Here is a 23,918-nt window from a genome sequence, read left to right as displayed (position 1 = left end):
GAGGCCTGCGGCCCTAGGCCGCGCCGGGGGACATTCGCGGAGCAGAGCACACCGTCGGCGTGAGCGCGCCCTGAACAACGAACGTCAAACACAACAACGGCAGGAACGGAAAAACAAGGATTCATGTCAGCTTCTCCCCGGCGCCACGCGCTCGCGCAGTTCGTTCGCATCGCCCAGGTAATAGGGAAACACGAGGTTGAAGCGGGTGTTGGTGCTGCGCACCGTGTAGTCGAGGCGAATCTGCAGCAGCCCCTCGAACGCGCGCGAATCGTCCACCGCCAGCGTGAGCACCCGGATGCGCGGCTCGTGGATCAGCAGGGTGGTGGTGATGCGGTCTTCGAGCAGCGTGCGCAGCGTGGTGCTCAGCGGCTCGAACAGCAGCGGCGAGAGGTCGAGCCCGAACTTGGGGCTCAGCACGCGTTCGCCGGGCGCCGTGCCGAACAGGATGGTGAGGCTTTCGTGGATGTCCACCTCGTCCTCGACCATGCGCGCCTGGCCGTTCGAGAACGAAGGCGGAAAGCCGAAGCCGCGGCCGAGGAAGAGGGGCGTGTCGTTCATGGCCTTACCCCAGTTGCAGCGCGGAGCCCGCGACCTTGACCACGCCGATGCTCTTCACATCGGTGCTGACGATGCTCTCGAACTTCATCTCGGTGTTCGCCTTCACCGAGAACGCCTTCGCGCTCTCGATGGCGATGCCGTCGCTCGACAGCACGATCTTGTTGCCGTTGCCATCGCTGATGGTGATGCCGCCGCCGTCGTCGTCCAGCACCAGCGTGTTGCCGCCGGGCGTGGCGAGCGTGAGCGATTTTTTCTCGTCGTCGAAAGTCAGCGCGATGCCGCTGCGGCTGGTGTAGCCCTTGACGTGGTTGTCGTTGCTCGGCGCGAGCGGCGCGGCCTTGGCGCTGCTGTGGAGCATGCCGAGCACCACCGGATGGCGCGGATCGTCGTCGAGAAAGCCGACCAGCACCTCGTCGCCGATCTCGGGCCGGAAGCAGAGGCCGCGGTTGCTGCCTGCATCGGCCGCGGCAACGCGGGCCCAGACGCCGTCGTCGCCGCCGTTCACCAGCGGCAGCCGCAACCGCACGCGGAACTCGCCTTCGGGGTCTTCGTTGTCGGTCACCACGCCCAGCTGCAGGCCCGCCGCGGGCGCCAGCAGGTCGGCGGTGCGCTGGCGCTGCAGGCGCTCGCGCAGCGCGGGGTCGGGCTCGATGCTGCCGAACTGGAGATGCGTCTTCCAGCCCTTCTGCGTGTCGAAGGCCTGCCGCACGCCGGTGACGAGCACGTCGCCGCTGAAACGGTCGCCCACGCCGCCGAGCCTGACGGTGTCGCCGGGCTGGAGGGTGGCGATGCCGGCGCACATCGCGCGGCCGTTGGCCAGGTCGACTGCTGCGCGTTGCCGCACTGCGTTCGCGAGTGCCACACCCTCGGGCGCGTCGAGCGTCGTGTAGGGCAGCAGCATGGTGTCTGCGCCGGCGTCCGTGGCCAGCGTGTCGGCCTTGAAGTTGCCGGTGGACTTGAAGGCGGGTGCCTCGCCCTCCTGTTCGTCGATCGCCTGATCGGCTGCGCTCCAGCTCTGCGTCTTGACGGCCTGTGCCTGGATGCGCGCGTCGATGTGCCCGTCGAACTCGAGCAGCGTGGCGCCGAACTGCAGCTGGACGGCCGCGGCTTCGATCTTCGGCTCGCGCACAGCGAGCTTCTCGCCGCGCGTGAAGACCACCCGCCCGTTGGCCGCGGCCCGGGTGACGATGAAGTCCCAGTCGCTGCAGTCGTGCTGCACGAGCTGCTTGTGCGTGACCGTGGTGGCATCGACTTCGGCATCGACGCCGGCCGCACCCAGCAGCGCCTCGATGGTGTCGGCGTCGGTCTGGTCGAAGAAGTTCGCGCTGCGCCGCACCCGTGCGAGCCGCGACGCCGCATGGCGGCAGTCGATCACCAGCATCGACGATGACGCCTCGCGGATGCGCAGCCGCTGGCCGACGATGACGCCCTTGAACACGAGCGTCGGATCGGCGCCGCTGCCGGCCAGGATCTCGACCGTGCCACCCGGTTTCACGAGGTCGAGCTTGCTCAGCGGAAAGTCGCCCGAGCCCGCCGCGCCATCGACGTACGCGAGCCGGGCGGAGGCGATGCGGTTGGCCGTGGCCACCACGCTCACCGAATGCAGCGCATGCTCGCGCGGCACCGCCTCGCCGTTCACCTTGACGGTGAACTCGCGGTGCTCGGCCTTGATGGGCAGCGTGCGCTCCGCGGGCGGCGGGGGAGAGGTGGCGACGGCGTTGGGCATGTTGTTCGTCCTCGCCTACTTGCGCAGCGGCGGAAAGCGCACGCGCGTGCCGGGCGGCAGATGCCGCACGCCGTCGAGGTTGTTGGCGCGCGCCACCTTGAGGTAGAGCGCGGGGTCGCCGTAGATCTGGCCGCACAAGGCGGCCAGGGTGTCGCCGGCGCGCAGCACGCGCACATGGGTGAGGTCGGGCGAAGAATCCTGCGAGAGCGCGACGCGGGTCTGGTCCGGCACCGCATCGACGAAGGTGGCGGCGATGGTCGCGCGCAGCGGCGTGCCGTCGGCCTTGAAGAGCTTGTAGGCAATCGACGCGCTCTTGAGCACGCAGCGCTTCACCTGGATCGTGCCCCAGGCCACGAGCAGGTAGTTGGGGCGGTGGATGTCGCCGTTGTAGCCGGTGACGGTCTGGAATTTCTCGACCTGCTGCTGCACGTCGATCTTCACGCCGTTGGCGCCGGTGCCGTCGAGAAAGAAGTTCAGCGACATGTCGCCGGGCTTGACCTTCTTGAAGTCCATGCGGCTGCCGGTGGTGCCCGAGCCCTGTGCGGCGTCGTACTCCATCTCGTAGGCGAGCGTGATCTCGTTGGGGTTCACGTACGACTCGAAGGTGTCGATCTGGCTGCCGCTTGCGCAGTCCGGCTCCTTGAAGGCCTGCACCAGGAGTTTTTCGAGTTGTCCTGAAGGCATTTCAGTTACTCCCCCGCGGGGTGTGTTGCGGGTTGCTTGTGTTCGGGGCGCGTGCACAGGGCACGCTGCTGGTTTGCGGCCGATCAACCAGTGCTCTGAGCGATCACGCCGATGGTGTGCTCTGCGCAGCGAAATAAAGGAGGAGGCATGCGGCCCTAGGCCGCGCCGGGGGACATTCGCGGAGCAGAGCACACCGTCGGCGTGAGCGCGCCCTGAACAGCAGCACCCCAAACGCCCACAGCGACGAACAAAAAGACAAGCCTTCATCTCAGGGCTCCTCACGTTCGCGCAATATGTCGAGCACACGCTCGACACACTCCGCCACCAGCGCCTGCCGGTCGTCCGCCGGCGCGGGTGGGGTCGCGGTGCCGCCGCCGGCGGCGTTGCCGACCTCGACCGTGATCACCACTTCATCGACGACGATGGACATCGAAGCCTCCTTCAGCTCTTGTCGAGCCGGAAATACTTGCAGGCCAGCGTCAGCGTCTCGACCACGAAGGTGTTGGCCGCCGCATTGAGGTCGGCAATCGACCACTTGACCGGAAAGGCGCCGACCACGTGCCAGGTCATGAGCGGCTCGTGGTCGGGGTTCAGCAGCGTCACGTCCACGTCGTGCGGCGTCACGTCCAGGTCCTCGATGCACTGGCGCGCCCAGTTCCAGACCTCGCTGTCCTTCAGGAGTCCGCGCTTGAGCACCAGGTCACCGTACTTCGCCACGCCCGGGTAGCGCTGCACGAAGCGGTTCTCGCCGCCTTCGGGCATGTCCTCGGTGGCGATTTCGAGCGCGAGACCGCCGACCTCGGTGAAACGCAGATCGTCCGCGGCGGGCGTGAGTCCGAGCACTTCCACCTTGAAGTGGAAGCCGACAGGGGGCGTGTACATGGCGGTGGAGGGCGGTGAATGGCGGCACGCGGCCGTCAGTCGTTCTGCAGTTCCAGCCCTTCGTGCGCGATCTCGATCGACTCGATCGCGACCTCGTTGCCGGCCGCCTTCAGGCCCGGCCCCTCGACCTTCACCGGGAAGGCGTTGTGGATCTTCCAGGTCATCACCGGCGCATGCTCTTCATTGAGCAGCGAGATGACCACGTCGCGCCGCTCCACCTGGTTGAGCTTGACGGTCGACAGCCACTTGAAGAAGTCGTTGTCGGCCTTGATGATCCCGCGCTTGAGCGTGACGTTGCTGAACTTGCGCAGGCCCGGCATCTTGATCGACGAGTACTCGGGGAACGAGCCGTCGCGGTACTCGATGGCCTGGTTCTCCTGCGTGAGCCCGCTGACTTCGGAGAAGCCCAGTCGGGTGCCGCCCCACTGGACGGTGAAGTGGAAGACGGGAAGAGGGTATTGCTGCGGCATGGCGTCGGCTCCTTGAAGGTTTCAGTCGGTCAGCTGGTTTGCAGCTTGTGCGAGAACTTGAGAACGATGAACTCCGCCGGCCGCACCGCGGCCATGCCGATCTCGACGTTCATGCGGCCTTCGAGGATGTCCTGCGCGTTCATCGTGGTGCCAAGGCTGCAGCGCACGAAGAAGGCGTCCTTGGTGGTGGCGCCGGCGAGCGCGCCTTCGCGCCATTTCTGCGTCAGGTAGTTCTCGATCATTCCGCGCACCTTGACCCAGGTGTTGGCGTCGTTCGGCTCGAACACGGCCCAGTAGGTGCTCTTCTTGACCGATTCCTCGACCATGTTGAAGAAGCGCCGCACCGGCACGTAGCGCCATTCGTTGTCGTTGCCGGCCAGCGTGCGTGCGCCCCACACCAGCGTGCCCTTGCCGGCGAAGGCGCGGATCGCGTTGATCGACTTGCCGGTGGTGGCGTCGACGTTGAGCTCGTCCTGGTGCGCGTTGTCGAGACGCACCGTCGGTTCCACCACGTCGGCCAGGCCGACGTTGGCGGGCGCCTTCCAGACGCCGCGTGCGGTGTCGGTGGCGGCATACACGCCGGCCACCGCGCCGCTGGGCGGCACCACGATGTAGTGGTCGAGCAGCGCGGCCTTGGCGGCGTTGAAGGCGGCGGTGGCGGTGGTCTGCAGGGTGTCGAGCGCCGCCGCCGCGCCGCCGCCGATCGTGACGTTGACATTGGTGCCGATGCCGGCCACGGCATGGTTGAAACTGGAGCGCAGGAAGGGGTAGTACAGCGCGCCGTACTTCAGGTGGTTGTTGCCGACCCGTGCGCGGTTGGCGGTGAGTGCGGTGTTGTCCTGCGGCCCCTCGCCCGCGAACAGGTCGAGGATCGCAAAGCGGTCCTTCAGCGTGCCGCACTGGATCAGCATGTTCTGCGACATCGTGTCGTAGCCCGTGCCCGTGAGGTGGACGGCTTCGGGGCACACGAGCAGCGTGGGCTCGTCTTCGAGCGCGACGGCTTCGAGCCCTGCGGTGAAATCGGCGAGATCGATGGCGTCGGCATAGCCCCCCACCGACACGATGTAGCACTTGCCGCCGCCGTTGTCGAAGAACATCTTGACCGCGTAGTACAGCAGGTAGGTGATGCCGGGCGGCGTGACCGTGGCGATGAAGCCCGGGCCGTCGGCCACCAGCGCCACGCCGATGTCGGGCGTGTCGGGGCCGCCGAAGTACTGCTCGTACTCCGCGAAGTTGTAGATCTTGGTCGGCCGGTTGGCCAGGTCGCCAGCGCTCACCTTGCGGGCTTGCCCGGTGTAGCCGATGAAGGCCGGGATCGCGGTCTCGACCTCGGCCACCGAGGGTGGAAAGACCGAGATCTCTTCGACGTAGACGTCGGGCGTGCGGTAGGTCGGCATGGCGAAGGCTCCTTTGCTGCTGCTGCGGAAGTTCAGGATTGCGAGAGGTGGACGACGAATTGCGCGTCGGGGCGGTCGGCGCCGGGCTGCGGCAGGTTGCCGATCAGCAGGTCGCCGTTGCGGTGCAGTTCCAGCCCCGAAGGCCCGCGCGCGCGGCGCGCGACGCTGGCCTGGGCTTCGAACAGGGCAATGCGCGCGTTGCCCGAGGGATCGAGCAGGCCGGGCGCCAGGTGGCCGGCGCCGAAGGCGGCGGGCAGTACGCGGTTGAACTGGATCGCGGGGCGCGATTCGGCGGCGAAGCCGTTGTCGAGCACCTGGACCTGGTTGAACTCGGCTTCGCCGAAGCGGCTGGCCACGACGTAGTAGCGCAGCGTGTCGCTGCGTGCGGTGAAGGAGAGGGTGAAGGCGTGGCCGGCGGCGATATGGCCGGCGTCCACCGTGAGCTCCAGCAGGCCCCAGGCGCCGGCGAGTTCGGGTTCGACGTGCAGGCGCCAGCTCTGCGGCGGGCCATTGCCATCGTCCTCTTCGACGCGCCACGCGCCGCGGGTGAACAGGCCTGGCGGCGTCCAGGCCTCGTCGCCGGTGTCGAGGATGCTCTGTGCCCGCTGTGTATCGGTGGCGTCGAAGAGCCGCACGGTCAGCGGGCGTTGCAGCGAGTGCGGCTCGATGCGCAACTGTTCGCCGCTCGTGCGCACCGCGCCGGGGCCGGTGAGCGCATCGGCATCGGGCGCATTGCGCCAGAGCGCCGTGTCCCCGGACGCAATGCCAAGGGGCGCGGTGATGAGTTCGAACGAAGGCTCGCGCGGCTGCAGGCCGAACAGGAAGCGCCGGCCCGCGAGCGAGGAGCGCGGTTGTCCGTTTTCGCCGGCTTCGTACAGCACATGCAGGCGGCCGTCACGCGGCCTTGCGATCGCATGCGCACCCGCCAGCGCAAGCTGCGTGGACGGCGGCACCAGGAACTCGAGCGCATCGCAGGCGCCGCCGAAGAACGCGTGCCGCACTTCGAGGGTCCAGAGTGGGCGGAAGTCGATGCGGGCCATGTCAGTTTCCTATGCTGGGTTGCATCAACGGCGATGCGTGAAACTGCATGGGGCGCTTGTGTTCGGGGTGCTGTTGTTCGGGGCGCGTGCACAGGRCACCGGGTGCTCCCCTCCGCGAATGTCCCCCGCTTCGCTCCTCCTTTATTTCGCTGCGGGGAGCACCCGGTGCCCTGYGCACAAGGCACGCTGCTGGTTTGCGGCCGATCAACCAGTGCTCTGAGCGATCACGCCGATGGTGTGCTCTGCGCAGCGAAATAAAGGAGGAGGCMTGCGGCCYTAGGCCGCGCCGGGGGACATTCGCTTCGCTGCGCACACCGTCGGCGGGATCGCGCCCCGAACGACGCACGTCAAACACAACGCGACGAACAAAAATGCAAGGTTTCATCTCAGCGCCCATGCAAAGACGTCTCGATCGACATGACCGGCATGCCCGTGCCGATGGGCTCTATGTCCTGCAGCGCCACCAGCCGCAGCCGGTACACCACCGAGGGCAGGTGCTTCGCACCCAGGCAGGTCCACATCTGGTTCAACTGCTCCGGCCCGTAGCTCAGCAGGTCGAGCGCCACGCGCTCCAGGCCCACCGGCAATGCGGGGCTGTCGGCCGGCGTGAACAGCGGCCGCGCCTGGAAGAAACCCATGATGTGCGAAAGCGTGCGCAGGGCCTGCGCGTACTGCTGGAAGCGGCCCGAGAACAACAGCACGAGGTTCAGCTTGAGCGGCGGCGGCAGCATCACCTCGCGGCCGCCGACGATGGCGCGTTCGGGCATCTGCTCGCGCAGCACCCGCTCCTCGTCGATCTGGAACAGCGTGAGGCGCGTGGTGTCGATGAGCCCGAGCCAGTTGCCGCGATCGTCGACCACGGGCCCGATGTCGACTGCACCGAGCTCGCTGCCCGTGCGCTTGCGCAGATGGACATTGACCTCGTCGGCGATGAAATCAAGCGCTGTGTCGATCACCATGCGTCCTTCGAAAACTTCCCCTCGGTATCGGGGAGCGCAACCATATTCTTGGGGTATGGGAGCGTCAATCCAGCCATCGGCCTTAGACCTCAGGAGGTACGACGAATCTCCATCGGCCGTGTAGCCGAGCGCAGTCTTGCCGCTTGGCGCTTGCACTCCGCGCGTGCATCGCTAAGCTGGAACCGGTGCAAATCGTCCGTGGACGAAGGAGCGTGCGTATGCCGATGCAGGTGTGCAGTGGTGCCCAGATCTCGTGCTCGATGGGGCTCGCGCCTTCGGCTTTCAACGCGACGCCGAAGGTTGCCGCGATGCCTGCCGGACCGCCCGGCAATGTGCAGGACAGCGTGCCCTTCCTCAACATCGCGCCTTTCGGCCTGTGCCGCAGCCTTGCGAATCCCACGGTGGCATCGGCCACCGCTGCCGCGGCGGGTGTGCTGACGCCGATGCCGTGCATGCCGGCGACGCCCGTGCCCTGGGTGCCTGGTGCAACCATGGTGCAACTGGGCGGCCAGCCTGCATTGCACGATGGCTGCACGCTGCAATGCATGTGGGGCGGCGTGATCAGCGTCGTGACGCCAGGGCAGGTGGTGGTGGAGGTTCGCTGAAGCACCGGCCCTTCGCAAGGGAAAACGCCGGGGAGCGCGTTGGCGATGCACGGCTAAAGTGGCTGCGTTTTGCCACCCGACTCGCTACCTCATCGCCCATGCCCTTGCCGTTTCGCAACGTCGTCCTCACCGGAGCCTGTGGTGGCCTGGGCCAGGCGTTGGCTCGCGAACTGATCGGCAGTGGCGCGCAGGTGGCGCTGGTCGGACTCGACGTCGCGAAGCTCGAGGCGCTCGCTGCACTCGCGCCGGAGCGCTGCGCGGTCTACACGCCCGATGTGTCGAACGGCCCGGCCATGCAGGCCATGGCCGCCGATTGGATGGCCCGCGCCGGCGTACCCGACCTCGTGATCGCCAATGCGGGCGTGGCCGGTGGCTTCGACACGGCCGAGGCCGATGACCTGCCCGTGCTGCGCCGCATGCTAGAGATCAACCTGCTCGGCGCGGCTACCACCTTCCAGCCTTTCGTGAAGCCGATGCGTGCACAGCAGCGCGGCGCGCTGGTCGGCATCGCCAGCATCGCGGGCTGGCGCGGCATGCCGGGCAACGGCGCCTACTGCGCCAGCAAGGCGGGCCTGATCCGTTATCTTGAAAGCCTGCGCGCCGAGCTGCGCGGGACGGGCCTCACGGTGCACACCGTCAGCCCCGGCTACATCCGCACTGCGCTGACCGCGGGCAACCGCTTCGCGATGCCGGGCCTGCTCGAAGCTGACACGGCCGCGCATCGATTGCTGGCGGGTGTGGGCGCGGGGCGAGAGCAGATCGTGCTGCCGCGCCGCATCGGGTGGCTCTCGAAGCTGCTCGACCTCTTGCCCGGGAAGCTGCACGACCAGCTGCTGCGCGGGCAACCGCGCAAGCCGCGTGTGGGCGAGGCCGGCGCCACCGCCATTCCCGGTCTCTCCGAAAAACAGCCACCGACCTGATGCCCGACAACGTACCCACACACGAACAGATCGCCCTCATCGGCGCCGGCCCTTCCGGGCTCGCCGGGGCACGCAATCTGCAGAAGCACGGCGTTCCGTTCCAGGGCTTCGAGGCGCACAGCGATGTGGGCGGCCTGTGGGACATCGGCAACCCGCGCTCCACGGTCTACCACTCGGCACACCTGATATCGAGCAAGAAGACCACCGAGTTCACCGAGTTCCCGATGCCCGATGCGGTGGCCGACTACCCGAGCCATCGCGAGCTGCGCCGCTACTTCAGCGACTTCGCCGAGCATTTCGGGTTGAGGCCGCACTTTCGCTTCAACACGCGGGTGCTGCGCGTGGAGCCGGTCAGCGACGCGCCCGACACGCGTTGGCGCGTGAGCATCGACGCGGGCGATGGCCGCATCGAGACCGCCGAGTACAAGGGCGTGGTCATCGCCAACGGCACGCTCGCCGAGCCCAAGCGGCCGCAGTTCGAAGGCCACTTCGACGGCGAGCTGCTGCACACCAGCGACTACAAGCACCCCGAGCGCTTCAAGGGCAAGCGCGTGCTGATCGTCGGTGCGGGCAACTCGGGCTGCGACATCGCGGTCGATGCGGTGCACTACGCACGGAGCGTCGACATCTCGGTGCGGCGCGGCTACTACTTCGTGCCGAAGTACGTGTTCGGCAGGCCGGCCGACACGCTGGGCGGCAAGCGGCCGTTGCCGCCGTGGCTCAAGCAGAAAATCGATTCGACGGTGCTCAAGTGGTTCACCGGCGACCCGGTGCGCTTCGGTTTTCCGAAGCCCGACTACAAGATGTACGAGTCGCACCCGATCGTGAATTCGCTGGTGCTGCACCACGTCGGCCATGGCGACATCGGCGTGCGCGCAGACGTCGCGCGGCTCGACGGGCACACCGTGCATTTCAAGGACGGCAGCGCGCGCGACTACGACCTGATCCTCGCCGCCACCGGCTATGCCTTGCACTACCCCTTCATCGACCGCGAGCTGCTCAATTGGCAGGGCATGGCGCCGCGGCTTTACCTCAACATCTTCTCGCCGCGCTTCGAGAACATCGCGGTGCTCGGCATGATCGAGGCGAGCGGCATCGGCTGGCAGGGGCGCTACGAGCAGGCCGAGCTGCTGGCGCGCTACTTCCGTGCGAAGGCCGCGGGGTCGCCCAAGGCCGCCGCGCTGCGCGCGGCGGTGCAGGGGCCGCCACCGGACCTGTCGGGCGGCTTCAAGTACCTGAAGCTGGAGCGCATGGCGTACTACGTGCACAAGGACACCTACCGCGCGGCCGTCCGCCGCGCGGCCGCGGCGCTGGCCGACCCATCCTGAACAGAGGGCCACCTCGCCATGCTGCCCGTCGACGAAATCAGACTGCATTTCAATCCCGCCTCGCTGGTGGCGCTCAACGTAGTGCTGGGCTTCCTGATGTTCGGCATTGCGCTCGACACGCGCATCGACGACTTCAGGCGCGTGGCGCGCATGCCGGGCGCGATGGCGGTGGGCATCGGCGCGCAGTTCATCGTGCTGCCGGCCGTGACCTTCGTGCTGACGCTGATCCTGAAGCCCGGGCCGAGCATCGCGCTGGGCATGATCCTGGTGGCCTGCTGCCCGCCGGGGAACATCTCGCAGATCCTCACGCACCGTGCGGGCGGCAACGTGGCGCTGTCGGTGTCGATGACGGCGATCTCGAATGCGCTCTCCATCGTGGTCATGCCGCTGAACTTCGCGTTCTGGGGCGGGCTGCATCCGACGGCGTCCGCGCTGCTCAAGACCATCGCGCTCGACCCGTTCGACATGCTGGGCCACATCGTGATGATCATCGGCATTCCCTTCGTGCTGGGCGTGGCCTGCGCGCACAGGCTGCCGCGGTTCACGGCGCGCATCAAGAAGCCGGCGCGGATCCTGAGCTTCCTGGCGCTGATCGCGTTCATCGTGGGTGCGATCGCGGGCAACTGGCGCTACTTCCTCGACTACGTGGGGCTGGTGCTGATGGCCGTGGTGGTCCACGACGCGCTGGCCTTCGGCACGGGCTACCTGTGCGCACGCCTGTCGGGCCTGGCCGACTACGACCGGCGTGCGGTGTCGATCGAGGTCGGCATCCGCAACGCGGGACTCGGGCTGGTGCTGATCTTCAGCTTCTTCGGGGGGCTGGGCGGCATGGCGGTGGTGGCCGGCGTGTGGGGCTTCTGGGACATCATCGCGGGCCTCGCGCTGGCGAGCTGGTGGGGGCGCAAGCCCGCCGTCCCATGAGCGCGGGACAGGCCATGCCCGCGGCAAGGCGGGTGCTCGTGACGGGCGGCGACGGGTTTCTCGGGCGTGGCGTGTTGTCGGCGCTGGCGGGGCATTCGCTCGAAGTCGTCGTGGCGCTCGATGTGCGCGAGGTGCCCGCGCAGCGGCAACTGCCGGGCGTGATCTATCGCCAGCAGGACGTGCGCGATGCCGGCATTGCGCAAACCCTCGCCGAACACGCCATCGACACGGTCGTGCACTTGGCCTCGATCGTCACGCCGGGCAAGGATTCGAACCGCGCCTTCGAGCACTCGGTCGACGTGGGCGGCATGCGCAACGTGCTCGAGGCCTGCGTGGCGCAGGGCGTGCGGCACATCGTGGTGTCGTCGAGCGGTGCGGCCTATGGCTACCACGCGGACAACCCGCCATGGATCACCGAGTCGCAGCCGCTGCGCGGCAACCCGGTGTTCGCGTATGCCGACCACAAGCGGCAGGTCGAAGAGATGCTCGCGGCGTGGCGCGTGAAGCATCCCGCGCTCGCGCAGACCGTGCTGCGCATCGGCACCATCCTCGGCGAGCGGGTCGACAACCAGATCACCGCGCTGTTCGAGAAGAAGCGACTGATCGCCATTCGCGGCAGCGCGAGCCCCTTCGTGTTCGTGTGGGACGAGGATGTGACCGGCGCCATCGCGCATGCGCTCGGCGGCGCGCCGGCCGGTTGCTACAACCTGGCGGGCGACGGCGTGCTCACCATCCACGAGATCGCATCGCGCCTCGGCAAGCAGGCGACCGGCTGGCCGGCCGGCGTGCTCAAGGCGGCGCTCTCCGTGGGATCGGCGCTTGGCGTAAGCCGCTACGGCCCTGAGCAGCTCGACTTCCTGCGCTACCGGCCGGTGCTGCTCAACACGGCGCTGAAGGAGCGCTTCGGCTACGTGCCGCGCAAGACCAGCAGCGAGGCCTTCGATGCCTTCGTCGCGGCGCGTGCGCGCCAGGGGCGGCCGGTCACTTCGTCGTAGCGGCGTCGAGAGGCGCCAGCAGGTGCTCGAGCATCCGCCGCGCATTGAGCGGCAGGTCTTCCGACGAGCGCACGCAGGCCATCAGCGTGCGCTCGGCCCAGGCATCGGCGAGCGCGGCGCGAGCGATCTTCATCGAGCGGGCGCAGCGCACGGCCGCGGTCTGCGGCACGATGCCCACGCCGATGCCGTGCTCGACCATCCCGCACACGGCCTCGAAGTTGCGCACGCGCACGCGGTAGGCCAGGTGCTTGCCGAGCGCGCGGGCATGCTGGGTCACCAGTTGCTGCAGCGCGCTGTCCTCGGTCAGGCCAACGAATTCGCTGTCGGCCACCTCGGCCAGGTGCACGCGCCGGCGTCCGGCCAGCGCATGGCCGCGCGGCATCACGAGCACGAGGTCGTCGCGGCGGAAGGGGTGGCATTCGAGACCTTCGGTGCCGACCGCGTCGGAGACGATGCCGATGTCGCACAGGCCGGCGCGCAGCGCGTCGACGGAGTCCGGGCTCGGGCGTTCCTCGAGGTCGACCGAGATGCGCGGATGCTGCGCGAGAAAGCGGCTCAGCACCTCGGGCAGGTGCTCGTTCAGCGCCGAGGTGCCGCACATGAACCGCACGTGGCCCTTGAGGCCCTGGCCGTATTCGCCGAGCTCGCCGCGCAGCCGCTCCATCTGCTGCAGCACGACGCGCGCATGGTGCAGCAGCGTGCGGCCGGCCTCGGTGGGGCGCACGCCCTGCGCGTGGCGCGTGAGCAGCGGGCTGCCGAGGGCCTCTTCCATGCCGCGCACGCGTTGGCTGGCCGAGGCCAGCGTCATGTGCGAGCGCTCGGCGCCGGCGGTGAGGCTGCCGGCCTCGACGACGTTGAGAAAGAGCCGCAGGTCGGTGAGATCGAATCGCATGGTGGGCTGCAAGGTAGCACGGGAGCCTCAGCCTGTGCCTGAGGCCGGCTGCGCGAATGCCGCATTTTCAGGGGCGGCCCCGGCCGGCAGACTTGCCCGGCAATGACGATATCGAACGAACTGGCAACGGGCCACTGGGCCGCGGCCGCCGCTGTGTTTCTTTTGGCCGGTGTGATCAAGGGCGTGATCGGGCTCGGGCTGCCGACCGTGTCGATGGCGCTGCTCGCGCTCTGGATGGCGCCGGTGCGGGCGGCCGCGCTGCTGATCGCGCCTTCGCTGATCACCAACTTCTGGCAGACCGGGCCGCGCGCGACCTTCCGGCCGGTGCTGCGCCGCATCGGCGGCATGCAGGCGGGGATCGTGGTGGGCACGCTGGGCGGCGCGCTGTGGCTTGGCGCGCCCGGGGGCGCCTGGGCCTCGGTCGCGCTCGGGGTGGCGCTGCTGGCCTATGCACTCTGGGGGCTCACGGGGCGGCAACTGCATGTGCCCGCGCCGCACGAGCGCTGGCTGGGGCCGCTGGTGGGCGCCGCGACCGGATTGGTGACGGCCGTGACCGGTGTGTTCGTGGTGCCGGCCGTGCCTTATTTGCAGGCCCTGGGGTTCCAGCGCGATGCGCTGATCCAGGCCATGGGGATTTCGTTCACCACCTCCACCGTGGTGCTCGCCATAGGGCTGGCGGGCAACGGCGGCTATCCGATGTCGGCGGTGGGCGGGTCGGTCGCGATGCTGGTGCCGGCCATCGGCGGCATGGCGATCGGGACCTGGCTGCGGCAGCGGCTGCCGGTGGCGGTGTTCCGGCGCTGCTTCCTGAGCGGGCTGGCGCTGCTGGGGCTGTACATGGCCGTGCGCGCCGCGGCGTGAGGCAGGGCAGGCTCAGGCGGCAAGCAGCAGGGCCGTGCGGACGCGTTCGATGGTCTGGCGGTAGGGCAGGGCGAAGTCGCCGGTGAGGTCGCCGGCCTCGAGCCAGCTGAACAGGAACACCAGGCCTTCTTCTTCGGGGCTGCCGGTGGCGGTGTGCGCGAAGGTCTCCGGCAGAGCGCCCTCGGCGCGCATCAGGAACAGGTGCCAGTGCTGCGGATGGCGGTGGGTGTTGCCCTCGACACCTGCCTCGCATTCGCGGTCCAGCGTGCCGAGCGACTGCAGCTCGCCGGTGAAGTCGATGCCCGACTCTTCGAGCAGCTCGCGGCGCACCGCCACCTCGGGCGATTCGCCGGGCTCGATGGTGCCCTTGGGCAACTGCATGTTGCCGTCTTCGGGATGGCGGAACACCAGCAGCCGGCCCCTTGCGTCGACCAGGCAGGCACAGGCCTTGAGGATCGGGTCGGAGGGGCGGCTGCCGTCGCTCATCAGGCGCCCGTCAACGCGGATTTGACGGCGGCGCTGACCTGGCCCATGTCGGCCTTGCCGGCGAGGCGGGTCTTGACCACGCCCATCACCTTGCCCATGTCGCCGGGGCCGCTGGCGCCGAGTTCGGCCACGATGGCCTTCACTGCGGTTGCCACTTCGTCGGCGCTCATGCGCTGCGGCAGGTAGACCTCGAGCACCTTGATCTCGGCGCTTTCCTTGTCGGCGAGGTCGGCGCGGCCGCCGGTCGTGAACGCGGCGATCGAGTCCTTGCGCTGCTTGACCATCTTGTCGACGATGGCGACGACCATGGCGTCGTCGAGTTCGATGCGCTCGTCGACTTCCTTCTGCTTCAGGGCGGCCAGCAGCAGGCGGATGGTGCCGAGGCGCTCGGAGTCCTTGGCGCGCATCGCCGTCTTCATGTCTTCGGTGATCTGTTCTTTGAGTGTCATTCGCAACCTTTCGGAAAAAACAAAAGCCGCGGCAGGTTTCCCTGGCGCGGCTGAGGCAACGGGGCGCTGGCGGTGACTTTCGTCGAAGGCCAGCTGCCCTGGGCGTTGCTTAGTACAGCTTCTTGGGGAGCTGCATGCTGCGCACGCGCTTGTAGTGGCGCTTGACGGCGGCTGCCTTCTTGCGCTTGCGCTCGGCGGTCGGCTTTTCGTAGAACTCGCGGGCACGCAGGTCGGTCAGCAGGCCGAGCTTTTCGATGGTGCGCTTGAAGCGGCGCAGGGCGACGTCGAAGGGCTCGTTTTCTTTAACGCGGATGGTGGTCATTGATGAATCGTTGAACTGAAGTTGGCTCGGGGAGATCGAGGCCCAAAGCCGGGGTTCCTCAACTGAAAAATTTTGTGGCCGTTGAGGGAAGGCCAAAAGTTAGCCCGCGATTATAGCGCGGTTGCGCACGCATGGGCGCTTGCCCAGGCCCATTGGAAGTTGTATCCGCCCAACCAGCCCGTCACATCGACCACTTCGCCGATGAAATACAGGCCCGGCTGCTTCGATTCCATGGTCTGGGAGGACAGGTCCCGGGTGTCGACGCCGCCGGCCGTGACTTCGGCCTTCTTGTAGCCCTCGGTACCGCTGGGGGTGATCTGCCAGCGGGCGATGCGCTCGGACAGGGCGGCCAGCGCCTTGTCGGCGGCTTCGTTGACGGGGCGCTGCAGGGCCGGGTCCTGCCCGACCCAGGCGTCGGCCAGCCGGGAGGGCACCAGCGTGGCCAGCTCGTTGGCGATGCGCTTTTTCGAGCGGAGCTTGGCTTCGCCCAGGGCTTCGGCCACGTCCACGCCCGGCGCGAAATCGAGCGTCAGCGGCGTTCCGGGCTTCCAGTAGCTCGAGATCTGCAGCACGGCCGGGCCCGAGAGTCCGCGGTGGGTGAACAGCAGGTCTTCGAGGAAAGTCGTCTTTTCCTTCCTGGCCCCGGTTTCGATCCGCACCGGCAGCGCCAGCCCGGCCAGTTCGGCATAGGGCGCCCAGGCTTCGCCGCCGAAAGTCAGCGGCACGAGGGCCGGGCGGGGCGTGATGACGCGCAGGCCGAACTGCGCGGCGAGGCGGTAGCCGAAGTCGGAGGCCCCGATCTGGGGGATCGACAGGCCGCCCGTCGCCACCACGAGCTTCGGCGTCTCGATGGGGCCTCGATCGCTATCAATTTGATAGCTCCCGGCGCCCGTTCCATCGGATGTGGCTGCTGAAAAGGCAATGTTCCCGAGTTTGCACGGCTGCCAGCGCGTGACGCCGCCCGCCGCGCATTCGGCCAGCAGCATGTCGACGATCTGCTGCGACGAGCCATCGCAGAACAGCTGCCCCTTGTGCTTCTCGTGGTACGCGATGCCGTGCTTCTGCACCAGGTCGATGAACTGCTGCGGCGCATAGCGCGACAGCGCCGAGCGGCAGAAGTTCGGGTTGTCGCCGATGAAATGGCGCTGCGGCGCGCGCACGTCGAGGTCGCGGTTGGTGAAGTTGGCCCGGCCGCCGCCCGAGATGCGAATCTTCTCGCCGACTTTTTCGCTGTGGTCGACCAGCAGCACCTTGAGCCCGCGCTGGCCGGCCAGCGCTGCGCAGAACAGGCCGGCGGCACCGGCGCCGACCACGACGACGTCGAATTGGAAAGCAGCGCTCAAGACAGTCAGGGCCCATCCGCCGCCAGCAGCGGCGGCGCGTTGTACTTCAGGTGCCCGATGTAGCGCAGCGGCTGCGTGGCGGCGATCGAGGGCACGTCGCCCTCGCGCATGTGCAGCAGGTCGGCCGGGCTCACCCAGCGCGGATCGGCCGCGGTGATCGGCAGGCCGGACTGCCGGTAAGCCTCGAGCACGAACTGCGAGCAGAAGAACTGGTCGTCGCGGCTCGCGCCCAGCTGCACCATCGCCATGCCGCTGATGCAGTAGTTGCTGACGGAGGCCGGGATCAGCGGCAACTCGCACAGGCGCCGGTTCAGCACGAAGGGCGCGTTCAGCAGCACGCCCGTGGTGTTGTAGCGGGCGCCGACCTGCGAGTTGGCCCAGGTGCGGATCTTCTCGACGCCTGTTGCGTCGAGGCCGGGCACGCGGAAAGCTACGACCATCTGCTCTTCGTCCACCACGTCGGCCAGCGGCCGCGCGCGCACGCCGGTGCCCACGGCTTCGGCGATCTGCCCGTCACCCAGGTAGAGCACCGCGTGGCTCACCGGCGAGAAGGTGCCCAGGCGGATGCCGAAGGAATTGACCGTGGCGATCGAGGTCAGCAGGATGTCGCCGGGCGCCAGCGCGTCGGCCGCGATGAGCTCGCCGCCGTTGCCCGGCGCGATGACGGAACTTTGCACGCGCAGGCGCAGGCCGGCATCCTTGGTGGGCAGGTCGACCCGGGTGGCGCAGGCCGAAAGCAGCAGCGCGGCACCCGCCGCAGCCACGAGCGCGGCGGCGCGAACAAGAGCGGCGCGCATCATCCTTTCCAGACGAACGGGAACTTCAACTGCTTGAGGAAGCCATTGGGCACGTAGTCGCCCAGCACGCCGTATTTCTCGGGCCAGAGCTTGGTGCTCTTCACCGCGGTGCCGAAGATGTAGTCGAGGAAGGCGTAGTGCGCCGCGTAGTTCTTGTCGAGCGCCTCGATATCCTGGCTGTGGTGCCAGTGGTGGAAGTTGGGCGTGACGATGATGTAGCGCAGCGGCCCGAGGCGCACGCTCACGTTGCAATGGTTGAACACCGCCTGGAAGCCGACCACCACGATGTAGGCGTCGATCACTTCCTTGCTGAAACCGAAGACATAGATCGGCGCCAGCACCAGCGTGCGCGTGATCAGCAGCTCCAGGATGTGCTGGCGCGAGCCCGCCATCCAGTCCATGCTCTTGACGCTGTGGTGCACCGCGTGCAGGCGCCACAGCACGGGCACCTCGTGGTAGGCGCGGTGCGTCCAGTACTGCACGAGGTCGGCCACCAGCACGATCAACAGCAGGCCGGCCCAGAACGGCAGGCCGCCGACCCAGCCGCGGATGCCGTCGTTGGCGGCCCAGCCGAAGAGCTTGTGCACCATCAGGTTGGTGGCCAGCAGCACGAAGCCCACGATCATGTGGTTCACCACGAAGTGGTGGAAGTCGGTCTGCCACTCTGCACGGAACACGGGCTGGTCTTTTCGCAGCGCGAACAGCTTCTCGATGAAGATGAAGATCAGCGACGAGCCCAGGAGGTCGAGGATGAACCAGTCCAGCCCGATGTAGGGCGTGTTGTCGGCGAAGTCGTGCACCGGCACCTTGTGCCCGCCGAGCAGGGCCGAGGCCACCACCAGCAGGAACGCGGCCGACGACAGCCAGCGCGAGCGGTTGAAGATGATGTTGACCAGCGAAAGCCCGCCCGACACCACCAGCGCCGCCAGCAGGATGAAGCGCATCACGTCGACGTTGTAGCTCTTGCGCAGCTCGGGCGTGGTGAGGTACTGCGGAAAGTGGAAAGCCAGCACGCCCAGGAAGCACAGGATGCCCAGGCTCAGTGCGATGGTTCCGGTGACGAGGCCTTGGCCACGGCGCAACTCGCCGTGGCTTTCCGTGAATTCATTGAGTTTCTCGAGCACTTTTTCCCTCTGTCTGTTTGTTTGCAAATGTAAGAATCCACACGCAACGAGGTGGAATTATCGGCGGCATGGACCGATAGGTGCTAGCCGCAGGTCCGAAGAGCAACGATTTATGCGAGGAAGAGGGAGAAACATGGTCGATCAACTTTATCCAGCGGGCCCCGCTGGCGCAGGGAGTCAACTCGCGAAGGCGTCGCCCGCCTACAGGCGACAGGCGTGGCTTGCAATGGTGGCGCTGCTGGCGTTCGTGGCGGCCTATCTTCTGTTCTCGGGCTGGCTCGCGTGGAAGGCCTACTTCTCCTTCCGAGCTTCGATATATGGGTCGCGCGACGGAATGCTGCTGACGCTGGTGGGCTTCGGCGCTGCGTTCCTCGCGGTGTTCATGCTGAAGGCGCTGGTATTCGTGCGGCGCGGCGAAATGGGCGGCCTGACCGAGATCACTGCGGCTGAGCAGCCCCGGCTCTTCGCCTTTCTCCACCGGCTCGCGGATGAAGCCCGGGCGCCGCGGCCGGCCAAGGTCTACGTGTCGTCGCGGGTCAATGCGGCGGTGTTCTACGACCTCTCGCTGCTCAATTTCTTTCTTCCCTCGAAGAAAAACTTGGAGATCGGGCTGCCGCTGGTCAACGTGCTGACTGTTTCCGAGTTCAAGGCGGTGCTCGCGCACGAGTTCGGGCACTTTGCACAGCGCAGCATGGCGGTCGGCCGCTGGGTTTACTTGGCGCAGCAGATCGCGGCGCACATCGTGGCCAAGCGCGACGGGCTTGACCGCTTTCTCGAAGGCCTCTCGCGCACCGACATCCGCATCGCCTGGATCGGTTGGTTGTTTTCGCTGTTGGTGTGGTCCATCCGCTCGGTGGTGGACAGCCTGTTCCGCCTCGTGGTGCTGGCCGACCGCGCCTTGTCGCGGGAGATGGAGTTCCAGGCCGACCGCGTGTCGGTGAGCCTGGCGGGCAGCGACGCGTTGATCAATGCGCTCTACAAGATGCAGGCGGCCGACGCGGCCTGGGACCGGACCCTCGAGTTCGCCAACCAGCAACTGCACAAGGGCAGCGCCGCGCTCGACCTCTACGACATCCAGTCCCTGATCATCCAGAAGCTGCGCGTGATCTATGACGACCCGGCCTACGGCGTCCCGCCTCCCGTGCCTGCGGGCGGCCCCGCGGCACATCGCATCTTCAAGCGCAACAGGGTGTCGGTGTCACGCATGTGGGCCACGCACCCCGCCAGCCATGAGCGCGAGGAAAATGCGAAGAAGGTCTACCTCCCGGCCGAAACCCGTGAAAGCTCCGCATGGGAGCTTTTCGACGAAGCGTCTGCCTTCCGCGAGCGCATTTGCGGCGCCATGATCAGCCACGTCGTCCCTCCGCCGGAGGCCTTCACGCGCGAAGCCGCGGCGCAGGCGCTCGACGCGGAGTACGACCGGGAGTCGTACAAGCGGCGTTACCTCGGCGTGTACCTGGGGCGGGCCGTCACGCGTTCGCAGCACACGGCCGAGCAACTGTTCGAGCGAATCAGCGCCTCGGACGTGGCCGCTGCGTTGCCGGGGCTTTACCCGGAATCGCTGTCGGACGCGCTCGAGCGGCTCGAGGCGCTGCGGCACGAACGGGCCGCGCTGGTAGCCGTGCAGGACGGCATCGCCAAGAGCGAAGGCCCACGCCTGGAGCATCGCGGCAAGGCGATCAGGAAGCGCGACCTGGCAGGGGCCATCGACGAAGTCGCACGCGATATCGCCGCGGTCGAGCACGACCTCGAGGCGCACGACCGTCGCTGTCGCTCCACGCTGCACGCGCTGGCCGCTGTGCGGGGCCTCGAGTGGGAGGCGGGGTGGCTGGCCCAGTTGCGACTTCTGCACTACGCCGAGCACGTCGAGGCGGACCTGATCGACTTGCAGTTGGCCATGCTCAACACCCTGGTCATGGTCACGGCCAAGCGCAAGACCAACGAAGCCGAGGCCCAGCGTGTGCTGGCGAACGCCAGCGCACTTTTCAGCGGCATGGCCGAGATCGCAAAGGATGCACCCGGCATCGAGGCTGGACCCGTGGCACTGGCGCTGATGGGCCGTGAGAGCTGGGCGGCGATGGTGGGCGAATTCAGCTTCGGCTACCCGACGCGCGAAAACATCAACGAATGGATCCGGGCCTCGGACAGCTGGGTGCGGCCCATGGTGCGTGCCCTGGGCAGCCTGCGCAGGGCGGCACTCGACCAGTTGCTGGGCACCGAGGCCCGCCTGGCCGACGTCGCCCTGTCGCAGATCCCCGCTGGCGACACGCCGGCAGCGCCCGTGGTGCCAACGACCTACGCTACGCTGACGAACGGAAACGAACGCCCGCGCCAGACGAAGCTCGATGCCTGGTCGCGGTTCCAGACCGCGGATGGCTGGTGGGCCGGCGCGGCGCGTCTCACCGTGGCCGGCGGTGTGATCGCGAGCCTGATGGGCATCAGCACCACGCTCGGCAGCGCCAGCGTGATTGCCTACAACGGGCTCGATCGCGAGGTGAAGGTTCGCGTGGGCGGCAGCAGCGGGACGATCCCGCCGGGCGGCACGCGGCACTTCGAGGTTGAGGCGGACAAGCCGGTCGAGGTGAGCGCGCGCACGGCTGAGGGGCAGGAGATCGAATCGTTCTCCGCCAGCTCCGAGCTGATCGGAGTGCGCTACGTCTACAACGTGGCCGCGGCGGCGCCGCTGGTGGCGTGGACGGCGGTGTACGGGCAGGGAACTCCGCCGCCCGAAAGAAAGCTCGGCGCGCCGCGCTGGTCGACGCAGTCCGCCGACGCGCTGTTCGAACCGCCGCCCCGGCAGATCACCACCAGCAAGGGCAGCAGCGGCGGCATGCGCTCGGTCGTCAGCGGCCCGGAAACCCGCTCGGCGAACAACGTCCTGAACATGGTCGACAGCGAGAGCGACCGCAAGGCGCTCATTGAGACGCACGGCAAGTGGGACTCGGGCCAGTCGGCCTACCTGCTCGAATGGCTGGCTGCGGCCGATCAGTTTGCCCCCGAAAGTCGCGCACAGATCATTGCCGCGCGGCTGGCGCGCGCGCCGCTCGAAGTCGCTTCGCTGCGCGAACAGCAGAACCAGGCCGAGACGCCCGAAGAGCGCGAGCGCGTCTGCAGCCAGCATCGCGCGCTGGCCCGATCCCACCCCGAGGCGGAAGACCTGGGCTACTTGGTAGTGCGCTGCATGAGCGACGGCGCTGCCAAGGACGCGGCGTTCAAGAAGGGCGCGGCGGAGCACCCGGACAGCGCTTGGTACGCCTTTGCCGCGGGGCATGCCTGGGCCGGTGAGCAGGCCTGGCCCGAAGCGCGCCGCGCCTACGAAAGAGCAGGGGCCAAGGCGCTCTTCCTCAGCAACATCACGACCGACGACCTGGCGCGCATCCGGCGTATCGAGCAGGGCGAGACCGTGTCGATCGACGACCTTGCGGCCAAGTCGAGTTTCCTTCAGATGCAGCAGCTTCTTCGCACCGGCAAGGACATTCCACCGGACAGCGCGACGTTCGGCTACATCGAGATGAGCCGCGGCAATCTGGACAAGGCCTTCGACATTGCAACTGCGAACGCGCAGCCGTCCGTGTCCCTGCTGGTACTCATCGGCGCGTCGGAAGGCGCGAGCCAGAAGCAGGTGGCAAAGGCGCTCGATGCCGGCCAAGCGATGACGGTCGGCAACTTCGAGTCGCTGCTGCCTGGCGTCGGCCTCGCCATCAAGCATGGGCGGTCGACAGACAGGCAGATGGCGTTGCTCAAGTACCTGTCGCCCGAGGACGCGCAGCGAATGCGCGCATTTGTGAATGTCCTGAAGACCAGCAAGGACCCGCGCCAGGCCGAACAGGCTCTCGCGGGCTTGACGCCGCAGTACCGGGCGCAGGCCTACAGCGCGGGTCTGATCGTGCTGGGCTCGCGCGCGCCGGCGCAATGGCGCACTTTCGTCAAACGGGCGCTGTTCCCCGTGGAGCACCCCTACTTCGGTTGAGGCGCGCGGCGGCCGTGTAGGTCAGTGCGGCTGCACGGCCCTGCGACGCAGAAGCGCAGCCGTGCCCAGCGCCGCGGCCATGACGAGCAGCGAAACGACGGTGGTCACCGTCCCCAGCGCATAGATCGAAGGCGTCGTGACCGTCGACGTCAGCCCCTGCAGCTCGAGGGGCAGCGTGTTGACGTCGCCGATGGCCTGCGAGGTGCGGGCGATCTCGTCCCACGACAGCGTGAAGCCGAACATGCCGATGCCGACGATCGACGGGCCGATCAACGGCAGCACCACGAAGCGGAAGGTCTGCCACGGCGTGGCGCCCAGGTCGCGCGCGGCTTCCTCGTAGGCCGGGTTGAAGCGGTTGAACACCGCGAACATGATGAGCAGGCCGAAGGGCAGCGTCCATGTCAGGTGAGCACCCAGGGCGGAACTGAACAGGCCGAGCGCGGTGCCGTAGCCTTCGAGCAGCGTGGTGGCGTCCATCGCCGCAAGCACGCCCTTGATGCCGGTGTCGAGCAGGCGGAACTGCAGGCCGATGCCGAGCGAAATGATGATCGACGGCATGATGAGGCTCGCGACCGTGACGAAGAACAGGGCGTTGCCGCCCTTGAGTTTCTTGCGGAACGCGAGCCCGGCCAGCACCGACAGCACGACGGTGAAGGCCATCACCACCGCGCCCAGTGCCAGCGAGCGCCTGAAGGCTGCGCCGATGTCGACGGTGCCCAAACCCTCGGCCAGCTTGTAGAACCAGTGCAGCGACAACCCGCGCAGCGGGAAGGTCAGGCCGCCCTCGGGGCCCTGGAAGCTCAGGATGAAGATCGTGATCATCGGGCCGTAGAGGAACAGCACGAAGAGGGCGAACACGATCGCCAAAGGCCAGAAGCCGGGGGCGCGTTGTTCTCGGATGTGTTGGGTCATTGGTGTGTGGGGCCTTCAGGGCGTGTGCACAGGCCACCGGGTGCTCCCCTCCGCGAATGTCCCCCGCTTCGCTCCTCCTTTATTTCGCTGCGGGGAGCACCCGGTGCCCTGTGCACGGGGCACGCTGCTGGTTTGCGGCCGATCAACCRCTGCGCTGAGCGATCACGCCGATGGTGTGCTCTGCGCAGCGAAATAAAGGAGGAGGCCTGCGGCCYTAGGCCGCGCCGGGGGACATTCGCGGAGCAGAGCACACCGTCGGCGTGAGCGCGCCCTGAAC

The 23,918-nt window shown here is 67.7% G+C and carries 24 protein-coding genes; 7 read left to right on the top strand and 17 right to left on the bottom strand.

Features of this window, described 5'->3' with window-relative positions; genetic code table 11:
* Positions 1 to 126 precede the first annotated feature (126 nt).
* The 9 genes from AC1DXX_RS14215 to AC1DXX_RS14175 all read right to left on the bottom strand — a co-directional run bounded on the left by AC1DXX_RS14215 (position 127) and on the right by AC1DXX_RS14175 (position 7,716).
* Positions 127 to 558 carry a GPW/gp25 family protein gene (locus AC1DXX_RS14215; RefSeq protein ID WP_478134846.1) on the bottom strand — a complete coding sequence of 144 codons (432 nt, stop codon included), beginning with the start codon at positions 556 to 558 and terminating at the stop codon, positions 127 to 129.
* A 4-nt stretch (positions 559 to 562) separates the two neighbouring features.
* Positions 563 to 2,284, bottom strand: coding sequence for a type VI secretion system tip protein VgrG (gene vgrG / locus AC1DXX_RS14210; RefSeq protein WP_478134845.1), 1,722 nt, complete (start codon positions 2,282 to 2,284; stop codon positions 563 to 565).
* Positions 2,285 to 2,299: 15 nt separating this feature from the next.
* Positions 2,300 to 2,968 carry a CIS tube protein gene (locus tag AC1DXX_RS14205; RefSeq protein WP_478134844.1) on the bottom strand — a complete coding sequence of 223 codons (669 nt, stop codon included), beginning with the start codon at positions 2,966 to 2,968 and terminating at the stop codon, positions 2,300 to 2,302.
* 268 nt (positions 2,969 to 3,236) lie between these two features.
* Complete coding sequence (locus tag AC1DXX_RS14200; RefSeq protein WP_478134843.1) at positions 3,237 to 3,398, bottom strand: DUF5908 family protein; 162 nt, start codon at positions 3,396 to 3,398, stop codon at positions 3,237 to 3,239.
* 11 nt (positions 3,399 to 3,409) lie between these two features.
* Positions 3,410 to 3,850 (bottom strand): phage tail protein, encoded by a 441-nt coding sequence (locus tag AC1DXX_RS14195; RefSeq protein WP_478134842.1) that lies wholly within the window; start codon positions 3,848 to 3,850, stop codon positions 3,410 to 3,412.
* Between the two features lie 35 nt (positions 3,851 to 3,885).
* Positions 3,886 to 4,320: a phage tail protein gene (locus AC1DXX_RS14190; RefSeq protein WP_093431235.1), complete on the bottom strand. Its 435-nt coding sequence runs from the start codon at positions 4,318 to 4,320 to the stop codon at positions 3,886 to 3,888.
* Between the two features lie 29 nt (positions 4,321 to 4,349).
* Positions 4,350 to 5,717 (bottom strand): phage tail sheath family protein, encoded by a 1,368-nt coding sequence (locus AC1DXX_RS14185; RefSeq protein ID WP_478134841.1) that lies wholly within the window; start codon positions 5,715 to 5,717, stop codon positions 4,350 to 4,352.
* A 32-nt stretch (positions 5,718 to 5,749) separates the two neighbouring features.
* On the bottom strand, positions 5,750 to 6,757 hold the full coding sequence (locus AC1DXX_RS14180) for a hypothetical protein (protein ID WP_478134840.1): 1,008 nt from the start codon (positions 6,755 to 6,757) through the stop codon (positions 5,750 to 5,752).
* Positions 6,758 to 7,143: 386 nt separating this feature from the next.
* Positions 7,144 to 7,716: a Pvc16 family protein gene (locus AC1DXX_RS14175; protein ID WP_478134839.1), complete on the bottom strand. Its 573-nt coding sequence runs from the start codon at positions 7,714 to 7,716 to the stop codon at positions 7,144 to 7,146.
* 218 nt (positions 7,717 to 7,934) lie between these two features.
* On the opposite strand from AC1DXX_RS14175, the gene AC1DXX_RS14170 reads away from it, so the two are divergent.
* The 5 genes from AC1DXX_RS14170 to AC1DXX_RS14150 all read left to right on the top strand — a co-directional run bounded on the left by AC1DXX_RS14170 (position 7,935) and on the right by AC1DXX_RS14150 (position 12,485).
* The gene (locus tag AC1DXX_RS14170; RefSeq protein WP_478134838.1) at positions 7,935 to 8,321 is read left to right on the top strand and encodes a DUF4280 domain-containing protein; all 387 of its coding nucleotides are present in this window, start codon (positions 7,935 to 7,937) and stop codon (positions 8,319 to 8,321) included.
* A gap of 98 nt (positions 8,322 to 8,419) precedes the next feature.
* Complete coding sequence (locus AC1DXX_RS14165; RefSeq protein ID WP_478134837.1) at positions 8,420 to 9,241, top strand: SDR family oxidoreductase; 822 nt, start codon at positions 8,420 to 8,422, stop codon at positions 9,239 to 9,241.
* Complete coding sequence (locus AC1DXX_RS14160) at positions 9,241 to 10,569, top strand: flavin-containing monooxygenase (RefSeq protein ID WP_478134836.1); 1,329 nt, start codon at positions 9,241 to 9,243, stop codon at positions 10,567 to 10,569. The genes AC1DXX_RS14165 and AC1DXX_RS14160 overlap by 1 nt, the downstream gene beginning before the upstream one ends.
* Positions 10,570 to 10,587: 18 nt before the next feature.
* Positions 10,588 to 11,490 (top strand): bile acid:sodium symporter family protein, encoded by a 903-nt coding sequence (locus AC1DXX_RS14155; protein WP_478134835.1) that lies wholly within the window; start codon positions 10,588 to 10,590, stop codon positions 11,488 to 11,490.
* The gene (locus tag AC1DXX_RS14150) at positions 11,487 to 12,485 is read left to right on the top strand and encodes an SDR family oxidoreductase (protein WP_478134834.1); all 999 of its coding nucleotides are present in this window, start codon (positions 11,487 to 11,489) and stop codon (positions 12,483 to 12,485) included. The genes AC1DXX_RS14155 and AC1DXX_RS14150 overlap by 4 nt, the downstream gene beginning before the upstream one ends.
* Here the strand turns inward: AC1DXX_RS14150 and AC1DXX_RS14145 are convergent.
* Positions 12,472 to 13,377, bottom strand: a complete 906-nt coding sequence (locus AC1DXX_RS14145) for a LysR family transcriptional regulator (RefSeq protein ID WP_478134833.1) — start codon at positions 13,375 to 13,377, stop codon at positions 12,472 to 12,474. The genes AC1DXX_RS14150 and AC1DXX_RS14145 overlap by 14 nt on opposite strands.
* Before the next feature lie 102 nt (positions 13,378 to 13,479).
* On the opposite strand from AC1DXX_RS14145, the gene AC1DXX_RS14140 reads away from it, so the two are divergent.
* Positions 13,480 to 14,238: a sulfite exporter TauE/SafE family protein gene (locus AC1DXX_RS14140; protein WP_478134832.1), complete on the top strand. Its 759-nt coding sequence runs from the start codon at positions 13,480 to 13,482 to the stop codon at positions 14,236 to 14,238.
* Positions 14,239 to 14,250: 12 nt separating this feature from the next.
* Here the strand turns inward: AC1DXX_RS14140 and AC1DXX_RS14135 are convergent, their stop codons facing one another.
* The 6 genes from AC1DXX_RS14135 to AC1DXX_RS14110 form a co-directional block, all read right to left on the bottom strand.
* On the bottom strand, positions 14,251 to 14,724 hold the full coding sequence (locus tag AC1DXX_RS14135; RefSeq protein WP_478134831.1) for an NUDIX domain-containing protein: 474 nt from the start codon (positions 14,722 to 14,724) through the stop codon (positions 14,251 to 14,253).
* Complete coding sequence (locus AC1DXX_RS14130) at positions 14,724 to 15,173, bottom strand: GatB/YqeY domain-containing protein (RefSeq protein WP_478134830.1); 450 nt, start codon at positions 15,171 to 15,173, stop codon at positions 14,724 to 14,726. The genes AC1DXX_RS14135 and AC1DXX_RS14130 overlap by 1 nt, the downstream gene beginning before the upstream one ends.
* Before the next feature lie 109 nt (positions 15,174 to 15,282).
* Positions 15,283 to 15,495 (bottom strand): 30S ribosomal protein S21, encoded by a 213-nt coding sequence (rpsU, locus tag AC1DXX_RS14125; protein WP_007833691.1) that lies wholly within the window; start codon positions 15,493 to 15,495, stop codon positions 15,283 to 15,285.
* Positions 15,496 to 15,605: 110 nt separating this feature from the next.
* On the bottom strand, positions 15,606 to 16,838 hold the full coding sequence (locus AC1DXX_RS14120) for a BaiN/RdsA family NAD(P)/FAD-dependent oxidoreductase (RefSeq protein WP_478134829.1): 1,233 nt from the start codon (positions 16,836 to 16,838) through the stop codon (positions 15,606 to 15,608).
* Between the two features lie 5 nt (positions 16,839 to 16,843).
* The gene (locus AC1DXX_RS14115) at positions 16,844 to 17,635 is read right to left on the bottom strand and encodes a YaeF family permuted papain-like enzyme (protein ID WP_478134828.1); all 792 of its coding nucleotides are present in this window, start codon (positions 17,633 to 17,635) and stop codon (positions 16,844 to 16,846) included.
* Positions 17,635 to 18,759, bottom strand: coding sequence for a sterol desaturase family protein (locus tag AC1DXX_RS14110; protein WP_478134827.1), 1,125 nt, complete (start codon positions 18,757 to 18,759; stop codon positions 17,635 to 17,637). Before AC1DXX_RS14110 ends, AC1DXX_RS14115 begins: the two co-directional genes overlap by 1 nt.
* 133 nt (positions 18,760 to 18,892) lie before the next feature.
* On the opposite strand from AC1DXX_RS14110, the gene AC1DXX_RS14105 reads away from it, so the two are divergent.
* A complete protein-coding gene (locus AC1DXX_RS14105; protein WP_478134826.1) occupies positions 18,893 to 22,729 on the top strand; it encodes a M48 family metallopeptidase in 3,837 nt (1,278 codons plus the stop codon).
* A gap of 21 nt (positions 22,730 to 22,750) precedes the next feature.
* Here the strand turns inward: AC1DXX_RS14105 and AC1DXX_RS14100 are convergent, their stop codons facing one another.
* Positions 22,751 to 23,641, bottom strand: a complete 891-nt coding sequence (locus AC1DXX_RS14100; protein ID WP_478134825.1) for an ABC transporter permease — start codon at positions 23,639 to 23,641, stop codon at positions 22,751 to 22,753.
* Positions 23,642 to 23,918 lie beyond the last annotated feature (277 nt).

Source organism: Variovorax sp. P4_B10, from assembly GCF_056402375.1.
The sequence above is the reverse complement of the archived record's forward strand: the minus strand, read 5'-3'. Positions and strand labels throughout refer to the sequence as shown.

Bases quoted from the DNA above. Each gene is read 5' to 3' on its own strand.
- AC1DXX_RS14200 (WP_478134843.1), bottom strand. From the start codon at position 3,398: ATGTCCATCGTCGTCGATGAAGTGGTGATCACGGTCGAGGTCGGCAAC.
- rpsU (WP_007833691.1), bottom strand. From the start codon at position 15,495: ATGACCACCATCCGCGTTAAAGAAAACGAGCCCTTCGACGTCGCCCTG.
- AC1DXX_RS14145 (WP_478134833.1), bottom strand. From the start codon at position 13,377: ATGCGATTCGATCTCACCGACCTGCGGCTCTTTCTCAACGTCGTCGAG.
- AC1DXX_RS14215 (WP_478134846.1), bottom strand. From the start codon at position 558: ATGAACGACACGCCCCTCTTCCTCGGCCGCGGCTTCGGCTTTCCGCCT.
- AC1DXX_RS14190 (WP_093431235.1), bottom strand. From the start codon at position 4,320: ATGCCGCAGCAATACCCTCTTCCCGTCTTCCACTTCACCGTCCAGTGG.
- AC1DXX_RS14175 (WP_478134839.1), bottom strand. From the start codon at position 7,716: ATGGTGATCGACACAGCGCTTGATTTCATCGCCGACGAGGTCAATGTC.
- AC1DXX_RS14165 (WP_478134837.1), top strand. From the start codon at position 8,420: ATGCCCTTGCCGTTTCGCAACGTCGTCCTCACCGGAGCCTGTGGTGGC.
- AC1DXX_RS14130 (WP_478134830.1), bottom strand. From the start codon at position 15,173: ATGACACTCAAAGAACAGATCACCGAAGACATGAAGACGGCGATGCGC.
- vgrG (WP_478134845.1), bottom strand. From the start codon at position 2,284: ATGCCCAACGCCGTCGCCACCTCTCCCCCGCCGCCCGCGGAGCGCACG.
- AC1DXX_RS14185 (WP_478134841.1), bottom strand. From the start codon at position 5,717: ATGCCGACCTACCGCACGCCCGACGTCTACGTCGAAGAGATCTCGGTC.
- AC1DXX_RS14195 (WP_478134842.1), bottom strand. From the start codon at position 3,850: ATGTACACGCCCCCTGTCGGCTTCCACTTCAAGGTGGAAGTGCTCGGA.
- AC1DXX_RS14170 (WP_478134838.1), top strand. From the start codon at position 7,935: ATGCCGATGCAGGTGTGCAGTGGTGCCCAGATCTCGTGCTCGATGGGG.
- AC1DXX_RS14135 (WP_478134831.1), bottom strand. From the start codon at position 14,724: ATGAGCGACGGCAGCCGCCCCTCCGACCCGATCCTCAAGGCCTGTGCC.
- AC1DXX_RS14180 (WP_478134840.1), bottom strand. From the start codon at position 6,757: ATGGCCCGCATCGACTTCCGCCCACTCTGGACCCTCGAAGTGCGGCAC.
- AC1DXX_RS14140 (WP_478134832.1), top strand. From the start codon at position 13,480: ATGACGATATCGAACGAACTGGCAACGGGCCACTGGGCCGCGGCCGCC.
- AC1DXX_RS14205 (WP_478134844.1), bottom strand. From the start codon at position 2,968: ATGCCTTCAGGACAACTCGAAAAACTCCTGGTGCAGGCCTTCAAGGAG.
- AC1DXX_RS14150 (WP_478134834.1), top strand. From the start codon at position 11,487: ATGAGCGCGGGACAGGCCATGCCCGCGGCAAGGCGGGTGCTCGTGACG.
- AC1DXX_RS14155 (WP_478134835.1), top strand. From the start codon at position 10,588: ATGCTGCCCGTCGACGAAATCAGACTGCATTTCAATCCCGCCTCGCTG.
- AC1DXX_RS14105 (WP_478134826.1), top strand. From the start codon at position 18,893: ATGGTCGATCAACTTTATCCAGCGGGCCCCGCTGGCGCAGGGAGTCAA.
- AC1DXX_RS14100 (WP_478134825.1), bottom strand. From the start codon at position 23,641: ATGACCCAACACATCCGAGAACAACGCGCCCCCGGCTTCTGGCCTTTG.
- AC1DXX_RS14160 (WP_478134836.1), top strand. From the start codon at position 9,241: ATGCCCGACAACGTACCCACACACGAACAGATCGCCCTCATCGGCGCC.
- AC1DXX_RS14115 (WP_478134828.1), bottom strand. From the start codon at position 17,635: ATGCGCGCCGCTCTTGTTCGCGCCGCCGCGCTCGTGGCTGCGGCGGGT.